At 70.3% G+C, this 17872-nt stretch carries 17 protein-coding genes; 11 read left to right on the top strand and 6 right to left on the bottom strand.

Going from position 1 to position 17872, the window contains the following annotated elements:
* Positions 1–69: 69 nt before the first annotated feature.
* Together FS770_RS07725 and FS770_RS07720 are read right to left on the bottom strand one after the other, a co-directional pair.
* Positions 70–909, bottom strand: a complete 840-nt coding sequence (locus tag FS770_RS07725; protein ID WP_186366724.1) for a serine hydrolase — start codon at positions 907–909, stop codon at positions 70–72.
* A gap of 122 nt (positions 910–1031) precedes the next feature.
* Positions 1032–1799 (bottom strand): alpha/beta hydrolase, encoded by a 768-nt coding sequence (locus tag FS770_RS07720; protein ID WP_145010908.1) that lies wholly within the window; start codon positions 1797–1799, stop codon positions 1032–1034.
* A 167-nt stretch (positions 1800–1966) separates the two neighbouring features.
* On the opposite strand from FS770_RS07720, the gene FS770_RS07715 reads away from it, so the two are divergent.
* Together FS770_RS07715 and FS770_RS07710 are read left to right on the top strand one after the other, a co-directional pair.
* Complete coding sequence (locus tag FS770_RS07715) at positions 1967–2440, top strand: hypothetical protein (protein ID WP_145010905.1); 474 nt, start codon at positions 1967–1969, stop codon at positions 2438–2440.
* Positions 2441–2468: 28 nt separating this feature from the next.
* Positions 2469–3629, top strand: coding sequence for a MalY/PatB family protein (locus tag FS770_RS07710; RefSeq protein ID WP_145010902.1), 1161 nt, complete (start codon positions 2469–2471; stop codon positions 3627–3629).
* A 4-nt stretch (positions 3630–3633) separates the two neighbouring features.
* Here the strand turns inward: FS770_RS07710 and FS770_RS07705 are convergent, their stop codons facing one another.
* Complete coding sequence (locus FS770_RS07705; RefSeq protein ID WP_145010899.1) at positions 3634–5325, bottom strand: cation:proton antiporter; 1692 nt, start codon at positions 5323–5325, stop codon at positions 3634–3636.
* 3 nt (positions 5326–5328) lie between these two features.
* Between FS770_RS07705 and FS770_RS14070 the strand changes: the two genes are divergently transcribed.
* Entirely contained in the window at positions 5329–5685 is a 357-nt protein-coding gene (locus FS770_RS14070) for a GTP-binding protein (RefSeq protein ID WP_244944809.1), read from the top strand.
* A complete protein-coding gene (locus tag FS770_RS07700; protein WP_244944808.1) occupies positions 5630–6520 on the top strand; it encodes a CobW family GTP-binding protein in 891 nt (296 codons plus the stop codon). The genes FS770_RS14070 and FS770_RS07700 overlap by 56 nt, the downstream gene beginning before the upstream one ends.
* Here the strand turns inward: FS770_RS07700 and FS770_RS07695 are convergent.
* Positions 6474–7163 (bottom strand): potassium channel family protein, encoded by a 690-nt coding sequence (locus FS770_RS07695; protein ID WP_145010896.1) that lies wholly within the window; start codon positions 7161–7163, stop codon positions 6474–6476. The genes FS770_RS07700 and FS770_RS07695 overlap by 47 nt on opposite strands.
* Positions 7164–7246: 83 nt before the next feature.
* Positions 7247–8686: a TrkH family potassium uptake protein gene (locus FS770_RS07690; protein WP_145010893.1), complete on the bottom strand. Its 1440-nt coding sequence runs from the start codon at positions 8684–8686 to the stop codon at positions 7247–7249.
* 159 nt (positions 8687–8845) lie between these two features.
* On the opposite strand from FS770_RS07690, the gene gcvH reads away from it, so the two are divergent.
* The 5 genes from gcvH to FS770_RS07665 all read left to right on the top strand — a co-directional run bounded on the left by gcvH (position 8846) and on the right by FS770_RS07665 (position 11803).
* A complete protein-coding gene (gene gcvH, locus FS770_RS07685; RefSeq protein WP_055083111.1) occupies positions 8846–9232 on the top strand; it encodes a glycine cleavage system protein GcvH in 387 nt (128 codons plus the stop codon).
* A 31-nt stretch (positions 9233–9263) separates the two neighbouring features.
* Positions 9264–9707, top strand: a complete 444-nt coding sequence (locus tag FS770_RS07680) for an FHA domain-containing protein (protein WP_144942761.1) — start codon at positions 9264–9266, stop codon at positions 9705–9707.
* Between the two features lie 8 nt (positions 9708–9715).
* Positions 9716–10486, top strand: coding sequence for a transcriptional regulator FtsR (ftsR, locus tag FS770_RS07675; protein WP_144942762.1), 771 nt, complete (start codon positions 9716–9718; stop codon positions 10484–10486).
* Positions 10483–10995 carry a bifunctional nuclease family protein gene (locus FS770_RS07670; RefSeq protein ID WP_126874316.1) on the top strand — a complete coding sequence of 171 codons (513 nt, stop codon included), beginning with the start codon at positions 10483–10485 and terminating at the stop codon, positions 10993–10995. Before ftsR ends, FS770_RS07670 begins: the two co-directional genes overlap by 4 nt.
* 265 nt (positions 10996–11260) lie before the next feature.
* On the top strand, positions 11261–11803 hold the full coding sequence (locus FS770_RS07665) for a MerR family transcriptional regulator (RefSeq protein WP_232300221.1): 543 nt from the start codon (positions 11261–11263) through the stop codon (positions 11801–11803).
* 43 nt (positions 11804–11846) lie between these two features.
* Here FS770_RS07665 and FS770_RS07660 read toward each other — a convergent pair whose 3' ends face one another.
* On the bottom strand, positions 11847–12686 hold the full coding sequence (locus FS770_RS07660; protein ID WP_055083103.1) for a ParA family protein: 840 nt from the start codon (positions 12684–12686) through the stop codon (positions 11847–11849).
* 230 nt (positions 12687–12916) lie between these two features.
* Between FS770_RS07660 and FS770_RS07655 the strand changes: the two genes are divergently transcribed.
* Together FS770_RS07655 and FS770_RS07650 are read left to right on the top strand one after the other, a co-directional pair.
* Positions 12917–16366 carry a pyruvate carboxylase gene (locus FS770_RS07655; RefSeq protein WP_144942764.1) on the top strand — a complete coding sequence of 1150 codons (3450 nt, stop codon included), beginning with the start codon at positions 12917–12919 and terminating at the stop codon, positions 16364–16366.
* 59 nt (positions 16367–16425) lie between these two features.
* Positions 16426–17853: a mycothione reductase gene (locus FS770_RS07650; protein WP_055083099.1), complete on the top strand. Its 1428-nt coding sequence runs from the start codon at positions 16426–16428 to the stop codon at positions 17851–17853.
* Positions 17854–17872 lie beyond the last annotated feature (19 nt).

Below are 17872 nucleotides of genomic sequence, written 5' to 3'. Positions count from 1 at the left end.
GTCGGAGCTCGGGGCGATCACGACGCCGACGGCGATCCGGGCGCCCTCGCGCACGTCACCGAGCTGCGCTCAGTCCGCCTCGCACCACTGACTGATCGGCTCGGCGATCGCGCTGGTGGCCGCCATGCCCTCCTCGGACGTGGCGGCCCCGAACGTGGTGATCGAGATGGACAGGTCGCACGAGGACCCTGTCACCACCCCGATGCTGCTGACGGACCACTCGCCCTCCTCCTCGGCGAGCCACCCGTTCTTGAGGTACACCTCGTTGTCCACCGCCTCGTCGCGCGCGAGCACCCCCACCCCGAAGGACTGCGACGCGTCGTACCCGTCCTGGGAGGCGCCCATGGCCTCGCGCATGGTCCGGGCGTTGTCCTCGCCCAGCCACTCGGGTGGGTTGCGCACGGCGCGGATGAGCTTCATGCCGTCCTCCGCGGTGACGAGGGACTCGCCCCAGCCCTGGCTCTGCTCGTCCGGCTCCACGCCCACGAGCTCGTAGACGTCCAGCAGGGCCCGGTACTGCTCCTCGGGGGTGGCGCCGAGCTGCGTGTAGAGGGCGTTCGTGGCCGTGTTGTCGCTGTTGGCCAGTGCCTCGCTGATCAGCTGCTCGTCCTGCTCCGCGGCCTCGCGACCCTGTTCAGTCACCGTGCGAAACCACGCCATGACCACCGCAACCTTCGACGTGGAGGCGGCCCGCACCGGGAAGTCCTCATCGAGCCCGATGGCGGCCCCCGTGGTCTCGTCGGTCACCACCACACCGCCCCGGATCCCCGTGTCCTCCTGGAGCTGAGTCACGGCCGAGCGCAGCTCGTCCTCCAGATCGACGGAGTCCGCACCGGCGATCACAGAATCCTGCTCGGCGTCCCGGTCCCCGGCCTCCGGAGCCGTGCACCCGGCCAGGAGGACTGCCATGCCAGCGGCCCCCACCGCATGACGGCATCGGTTCATCGTCGAGTCCTCGTCTCCGGTTGTGTTCCCCTGATCCCCGTCGGTGATCGTACGGGGCGCGGCTGGATGGTGCCCCGGTGCCGTCGTCACGTCTCCCGCGTCAGCCGCACCCACCCGTCCGCGAGACGCGAGCGCAGGTCCGCCGACCGCGAGACCGCGGGCAGGGCGTGCGAGAGGCAGGACACGGCGTCGTACCCGGAGTGGTCCACGCCGGGGAGAACATGCAGGGTGGTGTCGAAGCCGGCCGCACGGTAGGCCGCCACGCCCTCTTCGGCCGCCCCCAGCGCGCTCCACTCGGGCGGGTTGGTGGCGCCGTCCACGTCCTTCTCGCCCACCCACCAGTGCATGGCGGTGGAGCCGATGCACGGCCGGGCCTTCTTCTTCCGCGCCACGGGCGCGTTGGCACCGCCGCCCCCGATGATCACGGCACCGCCGCGGGCCATCCCCTCGATGCCACGGTCCAGCAGCTCGTACGTGATGAACTCGGCGCCTCCGCTGTAGCCGATCAGCCAGATGTTGGTGGCGTCCACCTCCGGGTGCAGCGCCACGAGGTGCTCGTGCAGCGCCCGGAGGTACTTCCCGTTGGCCTTGCAGTCCTCCCACCACGTGTACCCGTCCCCGGAGCCGTCCTCGTCAGGGGTGTTCACGGCCACGAACATGAGGTCCCGCGCCTGGGCCGCGATGGCGAGCCTGGCGAGGTCGCCCTCCTCCGGCCAGTTGATGGAGGTGTCCTCCAGGTCCCAGTAGTCGCCGTCGAAGTAGTACAGGAACCCCGAGGTGCCGCTCTCCCACAGGTGGTACCAGGAGTCCAGGCCGTTCGGTGCCGTGAACTCCACGAAGGTCTCCGGTGTCATGCTGTCCCCTCCACAGTCCGTGGCCGACGCCGCGTGGTGCCCACCACCCGGCTCGTCCTTGGCCTCCCCGTTCCAGTATGCCCCGCACGGTGTCACATACCCGCCCGGGTGTGGTGGGAGGAGACGGCACCTGCTTGGCTGGCGGGACACGACGAAAGGGGCTCCCCATGAGCAACGTCATCACCACCTACCTGCAGGACCACCACGCCGGCTCGGCGGCGGGAGTGGACGCGTTCCGCCGGGTCGCCGCGGGCCACTCGGAGCCCGAGGTGCGCGAGGCAGTGGGGCGGATTGCCGAGGAGGTGGCCCAGGACCAGACATCGCTCGAAGAGCTGATGGCGTCCCTCGGTGTGAAGCCGGCCCCGCTCAAGGACCTCCCCGCGCGCGCCGCGGAGAAGGCCGCGCGCTTCAAGCCCAACGAGCGGCTGCAGAGCCGCTCGCCGCTGTCCGACATCGAAGAACTTGAGGGTCTCGTGGCGGCGGTCCACGCCAAGGGGCTCGGGTGGCGCTTGCTCCTGGAGGCGCCTGACGACAGGCTGGACAAAGACATGCTCCGGGAGCTGAGCCGACGCGCCCGGGAGCAGGAGGAAGCACTGGAACAGCTGCGGCTGGGCGAGGCTCACAAACTGACGAGTGAGTAGTCCCTGCCGCACACCACGAAAGGGACGCATGACCACCGCCGACGAGATCTCCGCCCTGCGTCGCCGCACGAGCACCAAGTGGCGCAGTTACGAACAGGACGTGCTGCCCATGTTCATCGCGGAGATGGACTTTCCCACGCCCCCGCGGATCAAGGAGGCACTGCTGGCCGCTGTCGAGAACAACGACACCGGCTACGCGGCCACGGCGGACCGCGGGCCCGCTCAGGCCTGGGCGGACTTCGCCGCCCGGCGCTGGAACTGGCGCCCGGACCCCGAGCGCATCGCCTACACCACGGACGTGACGGTGGTGCTCGTGGAGTCGCTGCGCCGCCTGATCGCCCCCGGGGATGGCGTGGTCATCACCCCGCCGGTGTACGCCCCGTTCTACGACCTCGTGCGTGAGGCCGGCGGCAACGTGGTGGAGGTACCGCTGCAGGACGACGGCACCGCGTACCGTCTGGACGTCCCCGGCATCGACGCCGCGCTCGCGGCGGGGGCCCGGGCGGTGCTGCTGTGCAACCCGCACAATCCCCTCGGCCTGGTGCACTCGCGAGAGGACCTTGCGGCGCTCGCGGAGGTGGTGGAGCGCCACGGCGCCCACGTGGTCAGCGACGAGATCCACGCGCCCATGGTCCACCGCGGTGTCGACTTCACCCCGTACCTCTCGGTCTCCGACGCCGCCCGGCGGCACGGGGTCGCGGCGGCGTCCGGGAGCAAGGCGTTCAACCTCGCGGGCCTGAAGGCTGCCATGTTCGTGGTGGACTCGGGGCCCATGGCACGGTGGCTCGCGGCATTGCCACCGGCCGTGTCCTACCGGACGGGGATCTTGGGCCTGCTGGCCACGCGGGAGGGTTTTCTGCACTGCGAGGACTGGCTGGATGCCACGATCGCGGTGGTCGAGTCCAATGTGGACCTCCTGGAGCGGGAGCTGGCCGAGAAGCTCCCGGAGGTCACCTTCCGCAGAGGCCGGGCCACCTACCTCGCCTGGCTCGACATGCGCGCGCTCGGCTGGGGCGATAACCCGTCGCAGCACGCGGTGACGCACGCGAAAGTGGCGCTGTCCCCGGGCCCCACCTTCGGCCCGCCGGGCAGGGGCTTCGCCCGCATGAACCTTGCGTGCGCCCCGGAGACCGTGGTCGAGGCCGTGGACCGGCTCGCAGCCGCGGTGCACGGCGGGAGCCGCAACTGAGTGCTCAGTCGATGAGCATGTTGCGTCGGTCCAGGAACTGCTGGGCCGACTCGATGCTCTGGGACCGGTAGACCCCCGAGGCCTGCGCGTCCAGAAGGGCGTCCTGCTGCGCCTCCAGGAGCTTGCGCTGCAGCTCCTGCTGCTCCTGCCGGGCGGTCGTCCACACCTGAAGAGTCTCGGTGGAGACGCTCTCGGGCAGCTTGCGCGTGCGCTTCCTGGCCATCTCCAGGATCTTCTCGCTGAAGGGCTCGCCGTCGTTGCGGTGCAGCGCGGGGGACTCCAGCAGGTCCTCGGACGCCTCGGCCAGGGTGTTGATCAGGCGCGTCAGCTCGCGCTGCATCTCCTCCTCGTCCGTGCCGCGGATGCCCAGGATCCGGATCAGCAGCGGCAGGGTGCCGCCCTGCACCACGAGCGTCACCACGGCTACGGTGAACGCGATCAGAATCAGTTGCGGGCGGTAGGGCAGGTCCTCGGGCAGCGTCTGGGCCGCCGCCACGGTCACGACGCCGCGCATCCCGGACCACGCGATCACGAACCCGCCGCGCTTGCCGATGCCCTCGTGGCTGAAGAACGAGGCGTCCGCCTGGCGGCGCGTCATCATGTGGCGCAGCCTCGTGATCCGCTGCTGCGAGGCGTCCGGGTGGTTCTCGAGCCGTTCCCTCGCGCTGTCATACCACTGCGATTTCCCCTGGGCCCGTTCCTGCTGCCGGGCCATCACCGTGATCATGGGCGCCACGAACGCGAAGCGGATCACGAACAGCACCACGGTCACGAGCAGTCCGAGGGCCAGAGCACCGCCCACGCTGAGGTGGGCCTCCTCCTCCTCGTCCACGAGCAGCGCGATCTGCAGCCCGAGGACCAGGAACACGCCGTGCTCCAGCAGCAGGAGCACGGTGCGCCAGTTGGTCCTCTCGGACACGCGCGCCTGGGAGGAGAGCAACCGGGGGGACTTGATCCCGGTGACGATCCCCGCGACCACCACGGCGAGCACGCCGGAGGCCTCGAGATGCTCGGCGGGCATGAACGCGATGAACGGGACCACCAGGGAGATCGCGGTGCTCGTCACGGGCTGCTCCAGACGCGCTCGGATCTGGATGGAGACCCAGCCCACCACGATGCCGATCACAACGGCCACTACGACGGCGTAGCCGAAGTCCGCGAGCACCCCGCCCACGCTGATCGCCCCGGCGGTCGCGACCACCGCCGAGCGCAGCACCACCAGCGCGGTGGCGTCGTTGACGAGGCCCTCGCCCTCGAGGATCGTCACGAGCCGACCGGGCAGGCCGAGGCGCTTGCCGATCGAGGTGGCTGCCACGGCGTCGGGCGGGCTGACGACGGCGCCCAGGGCCACCGCCGCGGCGAAGCCCAGGTCCGGCAGCAGCCACCAGATCAGCAGCCCCACCGCGAACGCGGAGACGACCACCAGCACCACGGACAGCGCGCTGATGGCGCCCAGGTCGCGGCGGAAGTCCCTGGCGGGCATGTTCACGGCCGCGGCGTAGAGCAGCAGCGGCAGCACGACGTCCAGGATCACGTCCGGGTTCATCGTCACCGTGGGCACCCCGGGGACCAGGCTGAGCCCCACGCCCACGATCACCAGCAGGATGGGTGCGGCCACCCCGACCCTGTCCGAGAAGCTTGTGACGGCCACCACCACGATCACCGCCGCCACGGCCAGGATGGTCAGTTCGTCCACCGGGTGTCTCCTTCGTCGTCGTCGCCCCGAGTGTATCCGCGACCCGGGGCCGCGCCGTGGCCCCGGTCCGGTACCACCGGCCACCCGAAGACCGCCCACCGCGGTCCCCCGATCCGGAAAGGCCCCGTCGTGGCCGGGCAGGTGGTCGAGCCCGTGTCGATCGCGGGCGGGTGCCTGTGCTGCATCGACGACCCGCGTCAGCTGGACTCTGCCCTGGCAGCCCTCTCCCGCCCGGCCACGGAGCTGGACGCGATCGTGATCGAGGGGTCCGGGCTCGCTGCGCCCCCCGGCACTGATCCAGCTCGTGCTGGCCAGCGAGGTCCCGAGCATCCGCTTCGGGGGCCTCGTGGAGGTCCTTGACGCCCCCCACGTGGCCCACGCGGAGTCCGGCGGCTGGGACCTGGAGCAGCACGTCACGGCCGCGGCCGTGGTGCTGCTCACCAAGTCCGACATCGCGCCACCCGAGGAGCTTGCCCGCACCCTCGAGTGCGTCCTCGCGGCCATTCCCCGCACCACGGTCCTCGACGCGCCTCACGGGGCGGTGGACCCGGCGCTGTTCTTCGACGCCGCAGAGCACACCGTCCCGGAGGGTGCGCAGCTGCCCCTCTGGGAGACCGGCGAGGCGCCGCGCGAGCACGGCCACCACGGCCATGAGCACCACGTCCACCACCGCGCGGTGAGCCTCGACGTGCCCGCCCCGGTGGACCCTGCGACGATCACGGATCTGCTGGAGGATCCTCCGGCGTCCGTGCACCGGGTCAAGGCACTCGTGGACGTGCTCACGCCCTCGGGGCTGCGCCGTTTCGCCGCGCACTCGGTGGCCGGCTACGTCACGGTCGCGCGGACGAGCCGTCCCGCGCAGGCACCACCGCACTCGGTGGTCGTGGCGGTCGGACCCGAGGACACGGCGTCGTCACCCGTGGGCCTCGACGTCCTCGCCGCCACGGAACGTGCCGAGGTACCGTCGTCGCGGGAGCTGCGGCGCCTGACCCGCTACCTCTGTGCAGACACCGGGGACAGGCACACGTCGGAGCCCGCCCGGTCTCGGCGGACGCACGCCGTGGCATCGCCGACGCCGGCCGCGGAAGTCCCGCAGCTGGCCACGGCAGACCGGAGCCGACCGTCTGGGACCGTCCCGGCAGACGTCGTCAGGCCAGGTTCGAGAACCGCTCGACCTTCCGGGTGGGCCCGGTGACGAGGATCTGGTCGTCGTGGTACAGCATGGTCCCCGGCTCGATCGGCTCCCACTGGCCACCGGGACGGCACACCGCGACGACCGAGACCCCGAGCTTCTGCCGCACGTTGAGCAGGTCCATGGGCCGCTGCTGGATGGGCAGCGGCGGGGTGCAGCGCACGAGCGCGTAGCCGTCGTCGATGGGGACGAAGTCGAGGATCCGGTGCTGGATCAGGTGCGCGGCGCGGGTGCCCATGTCGCTCTCGGGGTTGACCACGTGCTGCACTCCGAGCTGCGTGAGGATCTCCGCGTGCGGCTCGGTGATGGCCTTGGCCCAGATGGCCGGGCAGCCGAACTTCACGAGCCGCGACGCCGTGAGGATGCTCGCCTGGATGTCCGAGCCGATCCCCACCACGGCGCGCTCGAACTCGTTGACGGACAGTTCCCGCAGGACGTCCTCATCCGTGGCGTCCGCGCGCACCACGGAGGTGAGCTTGCCGTTGAAACGCTGCACCGTGGCCTCGTCGTGGTCCACGCCGAGCACGTCCGTGCCGTTACGCATCAGCTCCAGCGCCAGCGCGCCGCCAAAGCGGCCGAGGCCGATCACCGCCACGGCATTGGACATGCCCTTGCGGGAAGACTCTGCGGGGTGGGATCCGAACATGTGAACCGCCTCTCGGGTCGGTGCGCGCCGCGTTTGCGGCGCGCGGGGAAAGGGGGGAGGACGACGTCGTGCGTCCGGGGGCGTCAGCCGATCAGCGGGCGTTCCTTGGGCAGCTCGTAGGCGGGCGGCCTGCGGCCGAAGGCGATCGCGGCGGCCACCGTGACAGGGCCCAGACGTCCCATGAACATCAGGGCGATCAGCACGCACTGCGCGAAGACCGGCAGCGTGGGGGTGATGCCCGTGCTCAGTCCCACGGTGGCGAACGCGGAGATGCACTCGAAGAGCACCCGGTCCAGGCCCAGGGACTCGTCCGTGAGCATGATGAGCATGGTGCCGCCGATCACCGCACCGGTGGCCAGGACCACCACCGTCATGGCCTCGCGCTGCACGGAGCGGGAGAGCTGCTTGCCGAGCACGGGGACGGCCGCCCCGCCGCGGATCTCCGTGAGGGCGATGAAGAAGAGCACGCCGAACGTGGTGACCTTCAGGCCGCCCGCGGTTCCGGCAGGTCCGCCGCCGATGAACATGAGGATGTCCAGCCCCAGCCAGGACACGGGGTGCATGTGGGAGATGTCGATGCTGTTGAACCCGGCGGTGCGGGCGATCGTGGACTGGAAGAACGCATTGAGCACTTTCACCGCGGGGGACTCCTGCCCCAGGGTCTGCGAGTTGTTCCACTCCAGTACAGCCAGGAACACCGTGCCGCCGAGCAGCAGCACGGGTGTGGCGAGCAGCACCAGGCGCGTGTTCATGCTCCAGAGCCGCGGGGTGCGGATGTGGCGGCGCAGCTCGTAGAGCACGGGGAAGCCCAGCCCACCCAGGATCACGCACGCGGCCAGCGTCAGAAGGATCCACGGGTCGCCGGAGAAGTCCATGACGTTCAGGGAGTAGAGCGCGAACCCGGCGTTGTTGAAGGCGGACACCGCGTGGAACGCCCCGTGGGCCAGTGCCGCGCCGGGGGAGTAGTGGTAGTAGCCCCAGAACCGCAGGAAAAGGATCCCCGCGGCGGCGGTCTCGATCACCGCGGTGGTCAGCACGATGCGCGCGACCACCTGACGGGCTCCGCCGCGGGACTTGGTCTCCACGTTGGCGAGCAGCCGCGTGGACAGCCCGAACTTGCGGGCCAGCAGGATGCCCAGCATGGTAGTGAACGTCATGACGCCCAGGCCGCCCACCTGGATCAGGCAGATGATCACCACCTGACCGAACGGGGTCCAGTAGGTGGCGGTGTCCACGGTTACCAGGCCCGTCACGCACAGGGCGGACGTGGCGGTGAAGGCCGCGGTGATCGCCTCCGCGCTGCCCGGGTCCACGGTGGACACGGGCAGCATGAGCAGACCCGTGCCGGTCAGCAGGGCGAGCAGGAAGGCGGTGACGAGGACCCTTGCCGAGCGCGCAGGGGTCAGCTCGTGGAGGTGCAGCGGGTCCGGACGACTTCGCAGCAGCGGCACCGCGCGGGGGATCCTGGAACCGTTCGTCTGCGAGCGGATCGCGGCCTGACGGAACGCCTCGGTAATGGGCACCGGGCAAAAGTACACCCGTCCGAGGGCCCTCGGTAACCCCCGTACGAGGCCCGTGGGCTTGCCGCGTGCCGTGACGCTCCGGCAGGCCGGGGGCGGCACCTCCCGCGGGCGCGCGTGTGATGGCCGCTACTGCACCGTGCGTGCCCTAAACTGACCGACATGACCAACATTCCCGCAGAACTCGCGTACACGGCAGAGCACGAGTGGGTCGAGGACCTCCACGAGGACGACACGTTCCGTGTGGGCATCACGGACCACGCACAGAGCGAACTGGGCGAGGTCGTCTTCGTCCAGCTCCCCGAGGTCGGGGACACCCTGGCCGCGGGGGACGTGGTGGGTGAGATCGAGTCCACCAAGTCCGTGAGCGACCTCTTCGCCCCGGTCAGCGGTGAGATCGTCGGCGTCAACGAGGAGCTCGTGGAGAACCCCGGGCTGCTCAACGAGTCTCCCTACGAGGCGGGATGGCTCTTCACGGTGCGTGCGGGCTCGGGGGAGGCCCCCGCGGACCTGCTGGACGCACAGGCTTACCAGCAGCTGCTGGACTAACAACGACACTTCACGTGAGGTGAGGGGATCCATGTCCAATCAAGAGAAGTCCGAGGCCGGGACCGGTCCGGAGACCACGTCCATCCAGATCGTCGCGGACGTGCTCTCGACCGCGGCGCACCACAAGCTGACGGAGGGCGAGCAGAACGCGGTGGCGTCCCTGCCCCCCGGCTCCGCCCTGCTGCTGGAGACCAACGGCGGGCTGACCGGCGCTCGGTTCCTGCTGGACCGGGACGAGATCGTGGCCGGGAGGCACCCCGCGTGCTCAGTGTTCCTGGACGACGTCACGGTGTCCCGGCGCCACGCGGAGTTCATCCGGCGCGACCACACCTTCGAGGTGGTGGACCAGTCCTCCCTCAACGGGACCTACGTGAACAGCGACCGTGTGAACACCAAGGTGCTGGAGAACGGCGACGAGGTGCAGATCGGCAAGTTTCGCTTCACCTTCTACCATTCTGTGCAGAACAGGGCCTGACGCGCTCCATGTCTAAACCCGAGCAGCAGCAGACCACGCGGCTGGGCATCGGCGCCCTGCTGCGTCGGTTGCAACCCCGTTTCCCGGACCTGAGCGCGTCCAAGGTGCGATTCCTGGAGGACCAGGGGCTCGTGCACCCGCAGCGCACGGCGTCCGGGTACCGGAAGTACTCTGAGGAGGACGTTGAGCGTCTGGAGACGGTGCTGTCCCTGCAGCAGGAGCGTTACCTGCCCCTGCGCGTGATCCGGGACCGCCTGGACCGCGGCCTGGACCCTGCGGCCGGTTCCGAGCGCCAGGTCCCGGACGCGACGTCGTCGCCCTCCGTTGGAATGCAGCCGTCCGACGACGTCGCCGCCCCAGTCGCCGGGCCCCCCAGCGGGCGCCGCTACACCCTGCGCGAGCTCGCGGCGCGCTCCAGTTCCGAGGTGCCCCTGGTGCGCGAGCTGCTCAACCACGGACTCATCGTGGAGCGCTCGGGAGAGTTCGACGACCGTGCGCTGGCGATTGCCGAGGCGGCGGGCCGGCTCAGCGGCTACGGCATCGAACCGCGCCACCTGCGGGTGCTGCGCGGGGCGTCCGAGCGGATCGTGGCCCTCGTGGACGGCAGTGTCTCGCCCCTGCGCAACCGGCGTGACCCGGAGACCCGGCAGATTGCCGTGCACCGCGCCAGGGAGATCTCGTCCCTGTGCCTGTCGATGATGTCCGCCATGGTGAACGCGCAGGTGGACGACACCGTCCGCGGGCTAGAGGCTCAAGAGCGGTCCGGGAGCACCCGGTGAGCGCGGACGTCCTCATGGAGATTGCCGGCGTGCGCATGGACGTGCCCAGCGGTCAGCCCGTGGTGGTCCTCAAGGAGGCCGCCGGTGCGCGCCGGCTGCCCATCTGGGTGGGGACCAACGAGGCCACCTCCATCGTCTTCGCACTGCAGGGCATCCGGCCACCTCGCCCCCTCACGCACGACCTGCTGCTCTCGGTGGTCGGGGCGCTCGGCCGCAGCGTGACCGGCGTGGTCGTGCACACGGTGGAGGACACCGTCTTCCACGCGGCCATCACGTTTGACGACTCCACCGTGGTGGACGCCCGTGCCTCGGACGCCCTCGCGCTCGCTGCGCGCACAGGCTGCCCCGTCCGCTGCGCCACCGCCGTGCTGGACGAGGCCGGGCTGGTGCTGAGCGCGGACGGCGAACTGCGGGAACAGGCGGGGGACGCGCCACGGGAGGCAGAGGCTCAGGTGCGGGAGTTCCGAGACTTCCTGGACCAGGTGGACCCGGAGGACTTCCAGTCCTGAATCACCGTGCGGGCACCCGCGGCGGGTAGGCTGGCGACACGGTCGCAGCCGCGCGGTATGTCTTTGACCCGGTCCCCGGCCGGGTCTACCGTCGGAGGACATCACCCGAGCACCCGCCCGGTCATCCGGGAGCACCGGCCGAAATCACCGGGCGCGGTCCGTGCGCACCACCCCCCATCCACGAGGAGGACGCTTGAGCAACCCGGAGCTGCCGTTCGACGCGGCGCAGTTGCGTGCCTCCTCCCTGGCCGGTGGCACGCAGGAGATGCTCTTCTCGGAGGACCTCGGCAGCTACGACGAGACCGTGGGATTCCGCGGCCCCACCGCGTGCAAGGCCGCGGGAATCTCCTACCGCCAGCTGGACTACTGGGCCCGTACCAGCCTCGTGGAGCCCACCGTGCGCGGTGCGAAGGGATCGGGTTCGCAGCGGCTCTACAGCTTCCGGGACATCCTCGTGCTCAAAGTGGTCAAGCGACTGCTCGACACAGGGGTGTCCCTCCAGCAGATCCGCTCCGCCGTGGGCGCGCTGCGGCTGCGGGGGATGGAGGACCTCACCCGGCTGACGCTGATGTCCGACGGCGCGAGCGTCTACGAGTGCACCTCCCCGAACGAGGTGATCGACCTCGTGCAGGGCGGCCAGGGCGTGTTCGGCATCGCCGTGGGACGCGTGTGGCGCGAGGTGGAGGCCACGCTCGCCTCGATGCCTGCGGAGCACGCGGCCCTCGACGGGTCATCCCAACCCGACACCTTCCCGGAGGACGAGCTCTCCGCCCGCCGCGCAAGGCGGCGCAAGAAGAACGCGGGCTGACGCGGCGTCGTCGTGCCCGGTCCGTCACGCCCCCACCGAGGCATCAGTGCAGCATGCCCTGGAGGATCGAGCTGAACCGCCCCGCGAGGTCCGAGGCAGCGGTTCCCGGCCAACGGTGCACGGGCCACGCCGCGCCCTGGGCCTGCTGCACCACGGGGGCGTCCGGCAGCACGGGGTCTACCACGAGCTGGCCGAAGAGTTCCTGCAGCTCCCGCAGGCGGTGGTGCTGCTCGTCGGAGCCGTCCCGGAAGCGGTTTACGACCACCCCGGCATCGGGCACTGCCCAGATCCGTGAGGTCTCGAACTGCGCGAGCGCGGACATCGTGCGCTTGGTTCCCGCCACCGAGAAGAGCGACGGCTCGGCCACGGAGAGCACCATGTGGGAGGCCGCCCAGGCCATGCGCGTCAGGGCGCTCAGGGTGGGTGGGCAGTCGATCAGGACGAGCTCGTAGCGCTCCAGCCCGTGCAGGACGGTCTCGAGTCGTTTGAGGTCCTTGGTCCGGAACGCCGCGTGGTCAAGGTGAGACGACGCCGCGGAGCCGGGGGCGACGTCGAGCACCGGCCGTCCGACGGCCGGGGAGCCGGCGGGCTGCCAGCCGGGATCCTGCTGTGTGCCGCTGACCTCGGGGGTGATGGGGTGCCGCGTCCACGGTGACGGAGCTGCGACCGCAGCAAGTCCCCCTTTACGGGGACGGCGCAGCACACTGCCCACGTCCTGGCCCGCCCGGGCGTGGACCCCGAGCGCAGTGGAGGCGTCGCCGTGCGGATCGAGGTCCACCACCAGGGTGGGGACCCGAGCCTCCAGGGCCGCCGACGCGAGTCCCAGGACCACCGAGGACTTGCCCACGCCGCCCTTGAGGCTGCTGATGCTGACGATCTGCACGGATCACCCTTCTGTCATCTGAAATGGGGCTTTACAACCAACAGGTACATGCTAATCGGTGCAGTTCCCGGTGGCGGCGAGGGCGGATCGCGTGGCGGGGGGGGGCGGCGGTGGACACGAAACGGCGGAGAGGGTCGTGTGAGGTGGTGCTCACGTAAGATGGATCCCGGTACTCGACCCCTCACCCAGTGCGCGGCGGCCCACCGGTCCCGCGCGCGGAAACGACAGCAATGTTCTCCAAAATCCTGGTGGCAAACCGCGGCGAGATCGCCATCCGCGCCTTCCGAGCGGCGTACGAGCTCGGAGCCAAGACCGTGGCCGTGTTCCCCTACGAGGACCGCAACTCGATCCACCGTCAGAAGGCGGACGAGGCCTACCACATCGGTGAGGACGGCCACCCCGTCCGTGCGTACCTGGACGTCGCGGAGATCATCCGCGTGGCCAAGGAGTCCGGCGCGGACGCGATCTACCCCGGTTACGGCTTCCTCTCCGAGAATCCGGAGCTCGCGCGTGCCGCGGCCGCGGAGGGCATCACCTTCGTGGGCCCGCGCGCGGAGATTCTCGAGCTCGCCGGCAACAAGGTGGCGGCGCTTCGCGCGGCCCGCCGCGCCGGGATCCCCACCCTGGAGTCCTCGGACCCGTCCTCGGACAAGGAGTTCCTGATCGCCGAGGCCGAGAAGATCGGCTACCCCGTGTTCGTGAAGGCCGTGGCCGGCGGCGGTGGGCGCGGGATGCGCCGGGTCGAGGCGCCCGAGCAGCTCGCCGACGCACTGGACGCCGCCATGCGCGAGGCGGACACCGCGTTCGGGGACCCCACGGTGTTCATCGAGCAGGCCGTGCTGCGCCCCCGCCACATCGAGGTCCAGGTGCTCGCGGACAACGACGGTGAGATTGTGCACCTCTTCGAGCGGGACTGCTCGCTGCAGCGCCGCCACCAGAAGGTCATCGAGATCGCACCGGCCCCGCACCTGGACGAGGAGATCCGGGAGGCGCTGCACCGCGACGCCGTGAAGTTCGCCAAGGAGCTGGGCTACGTCAACGCCGGCACGGTCGAGTTCCTGGTGGACACCGCCGGGGAGCGGGCCGGGCAGCACGTGTTCATCGAGATGAACCCGCGCATCCAGGTGGAGCACACCGTGACCGAGGAGATCACGGACGTGGACCTTGTGCAGTCCCAGTTGCGGATCGCCGCGGGGGAGTCGCTCTCGGAGCTGGGCATCTCCCAGGAGGACCTGCGGGTGCGCGGTGCGGCGCTTCAGTGCCGCATCACCACCGAGGACCCGGCCAACGAGTTCCGCCCGGACGTGGGCAAGGTCTCTGCCTACCGCTCGGCCGGTGGCGCGGGGGTGCGCCTGGACGGCGGCACCCTCTACGCGGGGGCGGAGATCTCCCCGCACTTCGACTCCATGCTCGTGAAGCTCACGTGCCGCGGCCGCGACTACGAGACCGCCGTGCTGCGTGCGCGCCGTGCCCTCGCGGAGTTCCGCATCCGTGGCATCGCCACCAACATCCAGTTCCTGCAGGCCGTGCTGCACGACAAGGACTTCCTGGCCGGGGACGTGGCCACGGACTTCATCGAGAACCACCCGGGTCTGCTCAAGGGCAAGGGCTCGGCGGACCGCGGCACCCGCGCGCTGAACTACCTCGCGGAGGTGACGGTCAACAAGCCCCACGGCGAGCGCATCGACGGCATGGACCCGCGCGACAAGCTCCCGCACTACCCGGGGGACAAGCGGGACGAGCCCTTCCGCAGCCCGTTCGACGGCCCGTCCTCCCACGAGGTGCCCTCCGGCTGGCGCCAGGTGCTCCAGGAGCAGGGGCCCGAGGGCTTCGCGCGCACCCTGCGGGACTACGAACCGCTCGCGGTGACGTCCACCACGTTCCGTGACGCCCACCAGTCACTGCTGGCCACCCGCGTGCGCACCCGCGACCTGCTCGCGGCGGCACCCGCGTACGCGCACCTGCTGCCGGGGCTGCTCTCGGTCGAGGCCTGGGGCGGTGCCACGTACGACGTCGCGCTGCGCTTCCTGGGGGAGGACCCGTGGGAGCGGCTGCGGCTGCTGCGCGAGGCGATGCCGAACATCCCCATCCAGATGCTGCTGCGCGGGCGCAACACCGTGGGGTACACGCCGTACCCGGTGGAGGTGACCAACGCGTTCGTCGCTGAGGCGGCCGAGACCGGCGTCGACATCTTCCGGATCTTCGACGCGCTCAACGACGTCGAGCAGATGCGCCCGGCCATCGAGGCGGTGCGAGCCACGGGCACCGCGGTGGCCGAGGTGGCCCTGTGCTACACGGGCAACCTCCTCGACCCGCAGGAGAACGTCTACACGCTTGACTACTATCTGGACCTCGCGCAGCAGTGCGTGGACGCCGGCGCGCACATCCTGGCGATCAAGGACATGGCTGGGTTGCTGCGCCCGGAGGCCGCGCGGCGTCTCGTGGCGGCCCTGCGCGAGCGCTTCGACCTGCCGGTGCACCTGCACACCCACGACACCGCGGGCGGGCAGCTCGCCACGCTGCTCGCCGCCGCGGAGGCTGGGGTCGACGCCGTCGACGCCGCATCCGCGTCCATGGCCGGCACCACGTCCCAGGTCTCGGGCTCCGCGCTCGTGGCCGCGCTCGAGAACACGGACCGGGACACCGGACTTGACCTGGACGCCGTGAGCGACATGGAGCCCTACTGGGAAGTGGTGCGCTCCATCTACAAGCCCTTCGAGTCCGGGCTGACCGGGCCCACCGGCCGCGTGTACCGCCACGAGATCCCGGGCGGGCAGCTGTCAAACCTGCGCCAGCAGGCCATCGCGCTGGGGCTCGGGGAAAAGTTCGAGGCGATCGAGGACATGTACCACGCCGCGGACCGGATGCTGGGGCACCTGGTCAAGGTCACGCCGTCATCCAAGGTGGTGGGCGACCTCGCCCTGCAGCTCGTGGGCATGGACGTGGACCCCGCCGAGTTCGAGGCCGATCCCCGCAAGTTCGACATCCCGGACTCCGTGATCAACTTCCTCGCCGGCGAGCTCGGCACCCCGCCCGCGGGCTGGCCGGAACCGTTCCGCAGCAAGGCGCTGGAGGGACGCACCGTGCACCTGGCGGACGAGGAGCTCTCGGAGCAGGATGTCGAGGAGCTCGCCCAGCCGGGTGAGGTGCGCCGCGCGGCCCTGAACCGGCTGCTCTTCCCCGGCCCCACGCGCGACTACCAGAACTCGCGCACCAAGTACGGGGACATCTCCCTCCTGCACACCCGCGACTTCCTGTACGGGCTGAAGCAGGACCACGAGCACGTCATCTCGCTCGGCAAGGGGGTGCGGCTGCTGGTCACCCTGCAGGCGATTTCCGAACCGGACGAGAAGGGGATGCGCACGGTCATGGTGACCCTCAACGGTCAGCTGCGCCTGCTCGAGATCCGCGACGAGTCGGTGAAGTCCCAGGCCGTGGAGACCGAGAAGGCGGACACCTCCAAGCCCGGGCACGTGGCGGCACCCTTCGCCGGTGCGGTCACGGTCACGGTCTCCGAGGGGGCAAAGGTCGCCGCGGGGGACTCAGTGGCCACGATCGAGGCCATGAAGATGGAGGCGTCCATCACTGCGCCGGTCTCGGGCACGGTCTCCCGCGTGGCACTTGCGGACACCGCGCACGTCAGCGGCGGGGACCTGGTGCTGGTGATCGACCCCGAGTGACGGATCCCGCCGCCCCGCCTGTCCCCGGACGCGCGGGGCGGCGGCCTAGGATGGGGCGTATGCGTTCTTTCGACCTGATCATCGTGGGCTCCGGCTCCGGCAACTCCATCCTCACAGACGAGTACGCGGACCTCGACGTCGCCATCGTGGAACCGGGCCGGTTCGGCGGCACGTGCCTGAACGCGGGGTGCATCCCCACCAAGATGTATGCCTACCCGGCCACCGTGGGGGACCAAGCGCGGGACGCCATACGGCTGGGCCTGGACGCCGTGATCGAGGGTGTGGACTGGCCCGGCATGCGGGATCGCATCTTCGCCCGCATCGACGCGATCTCCAAGAACGGGCTGCAGTACCGCGAGTCGCTCGACAACGTCACGGTGATCCAGGAGTACGTGCACTTCGTGGAACCCAAGGTCCTCGAGACCGAGTCCGGGCAGCGGATCACCGCCGATGAGATCGTGCTGGCCAACGGTTCGCGGGTCAGCATCCCGGACGTGCCGGGTACCGACCTGCCCGGGGTGCACACCTCGGACACCGTGATGCGCCTGGACGAGTTCCCCCGAGACGTCATCGTGGTGGGCGGCGGGTACGTGGCCGCCGAGTTCTGTCACGTCTTCCGCGGACTGGGCGCCTCCGTGACCCAGCTCAACCGTTCGCAGCGCTTGTTGCGCGAACATGACGACACGATCGCCGAACGCTTCACGCGCGAGGCCGCCGAACAGTGGGACCTGCAACTCGGGTGGACGCTGTCCGGGATCGAGCGTGCCGAGGACGGCCGCCTGACGGTGTTGGCGCAGGCCTCCGACGGTTCCGGGCAGCACTGGGACGGCACCGCCGACGTCGTCCTGCTGGCCACGGGGCGCGTCCCCAATGCGGACACGCTGCGCCCGGAAGCCGCCCACCTGGACGTCACCGGTGGCGGACTGCTCGCCGTGGACGAGTACCAGCGTGTGCTCTCGGACGGGGAACCCGTGACCGGCTTGTGGGCCCTCGGGGACGTGTGCTCCCCGTACCAGCTCAAGCACGTGGCCAACGCCGAGGCCCGCACGGTCTCCCACAACGTGGTGCACCCGCAGGATCTGCGCGCGACCGATCACCGCTACGTGCCGTCCGCGGTGTTCACCGAACCGCAGATCGCGTCCGTGGGCATGACCGAGGTCCAAGCCCGCGACTGGGCCGCCCGGAACGGCGAGCAGATCACGGTTAAGGAACAGGACTTCGGGGACGTTGCCTACGGCTGGGCCATGGAGGACCACGCCGGGATCTGCAAACTCATCGCGAACGCCCGCACCGGCGAGCTGCTGGGGGCACACCTCATCGGCCACGATTCCTCCAACCTGATCCAGCCGCTCGTCCAGGGCATGTCCTTCGGGCTGCGGGCCCACGAGATGGCACGCGGGCAGTACTGGATCCACCCAGCGCTCGCGGAGGTCGTGGAGAACGCCCTGCTGGGCCTGGACGTCCCTGGCCAGCACGTCAGGGACTGACGGCCACGCCGTGCCAGGG

This window comes from Kocuria salsicia (assembly GCF_007681555.1).
GTDB classification, from domain to species: Bacteria; Actinomycetota; Actinomycetes; order Actinomycetales; family Micrococcaceae; genus Kocuria; species Kocuria salsicia.
The sequence above is the reverse complement of the archived record's forward strand: the minus strand, read 5'-3'. Positions and strand labels throughout refer to the sequence as shown.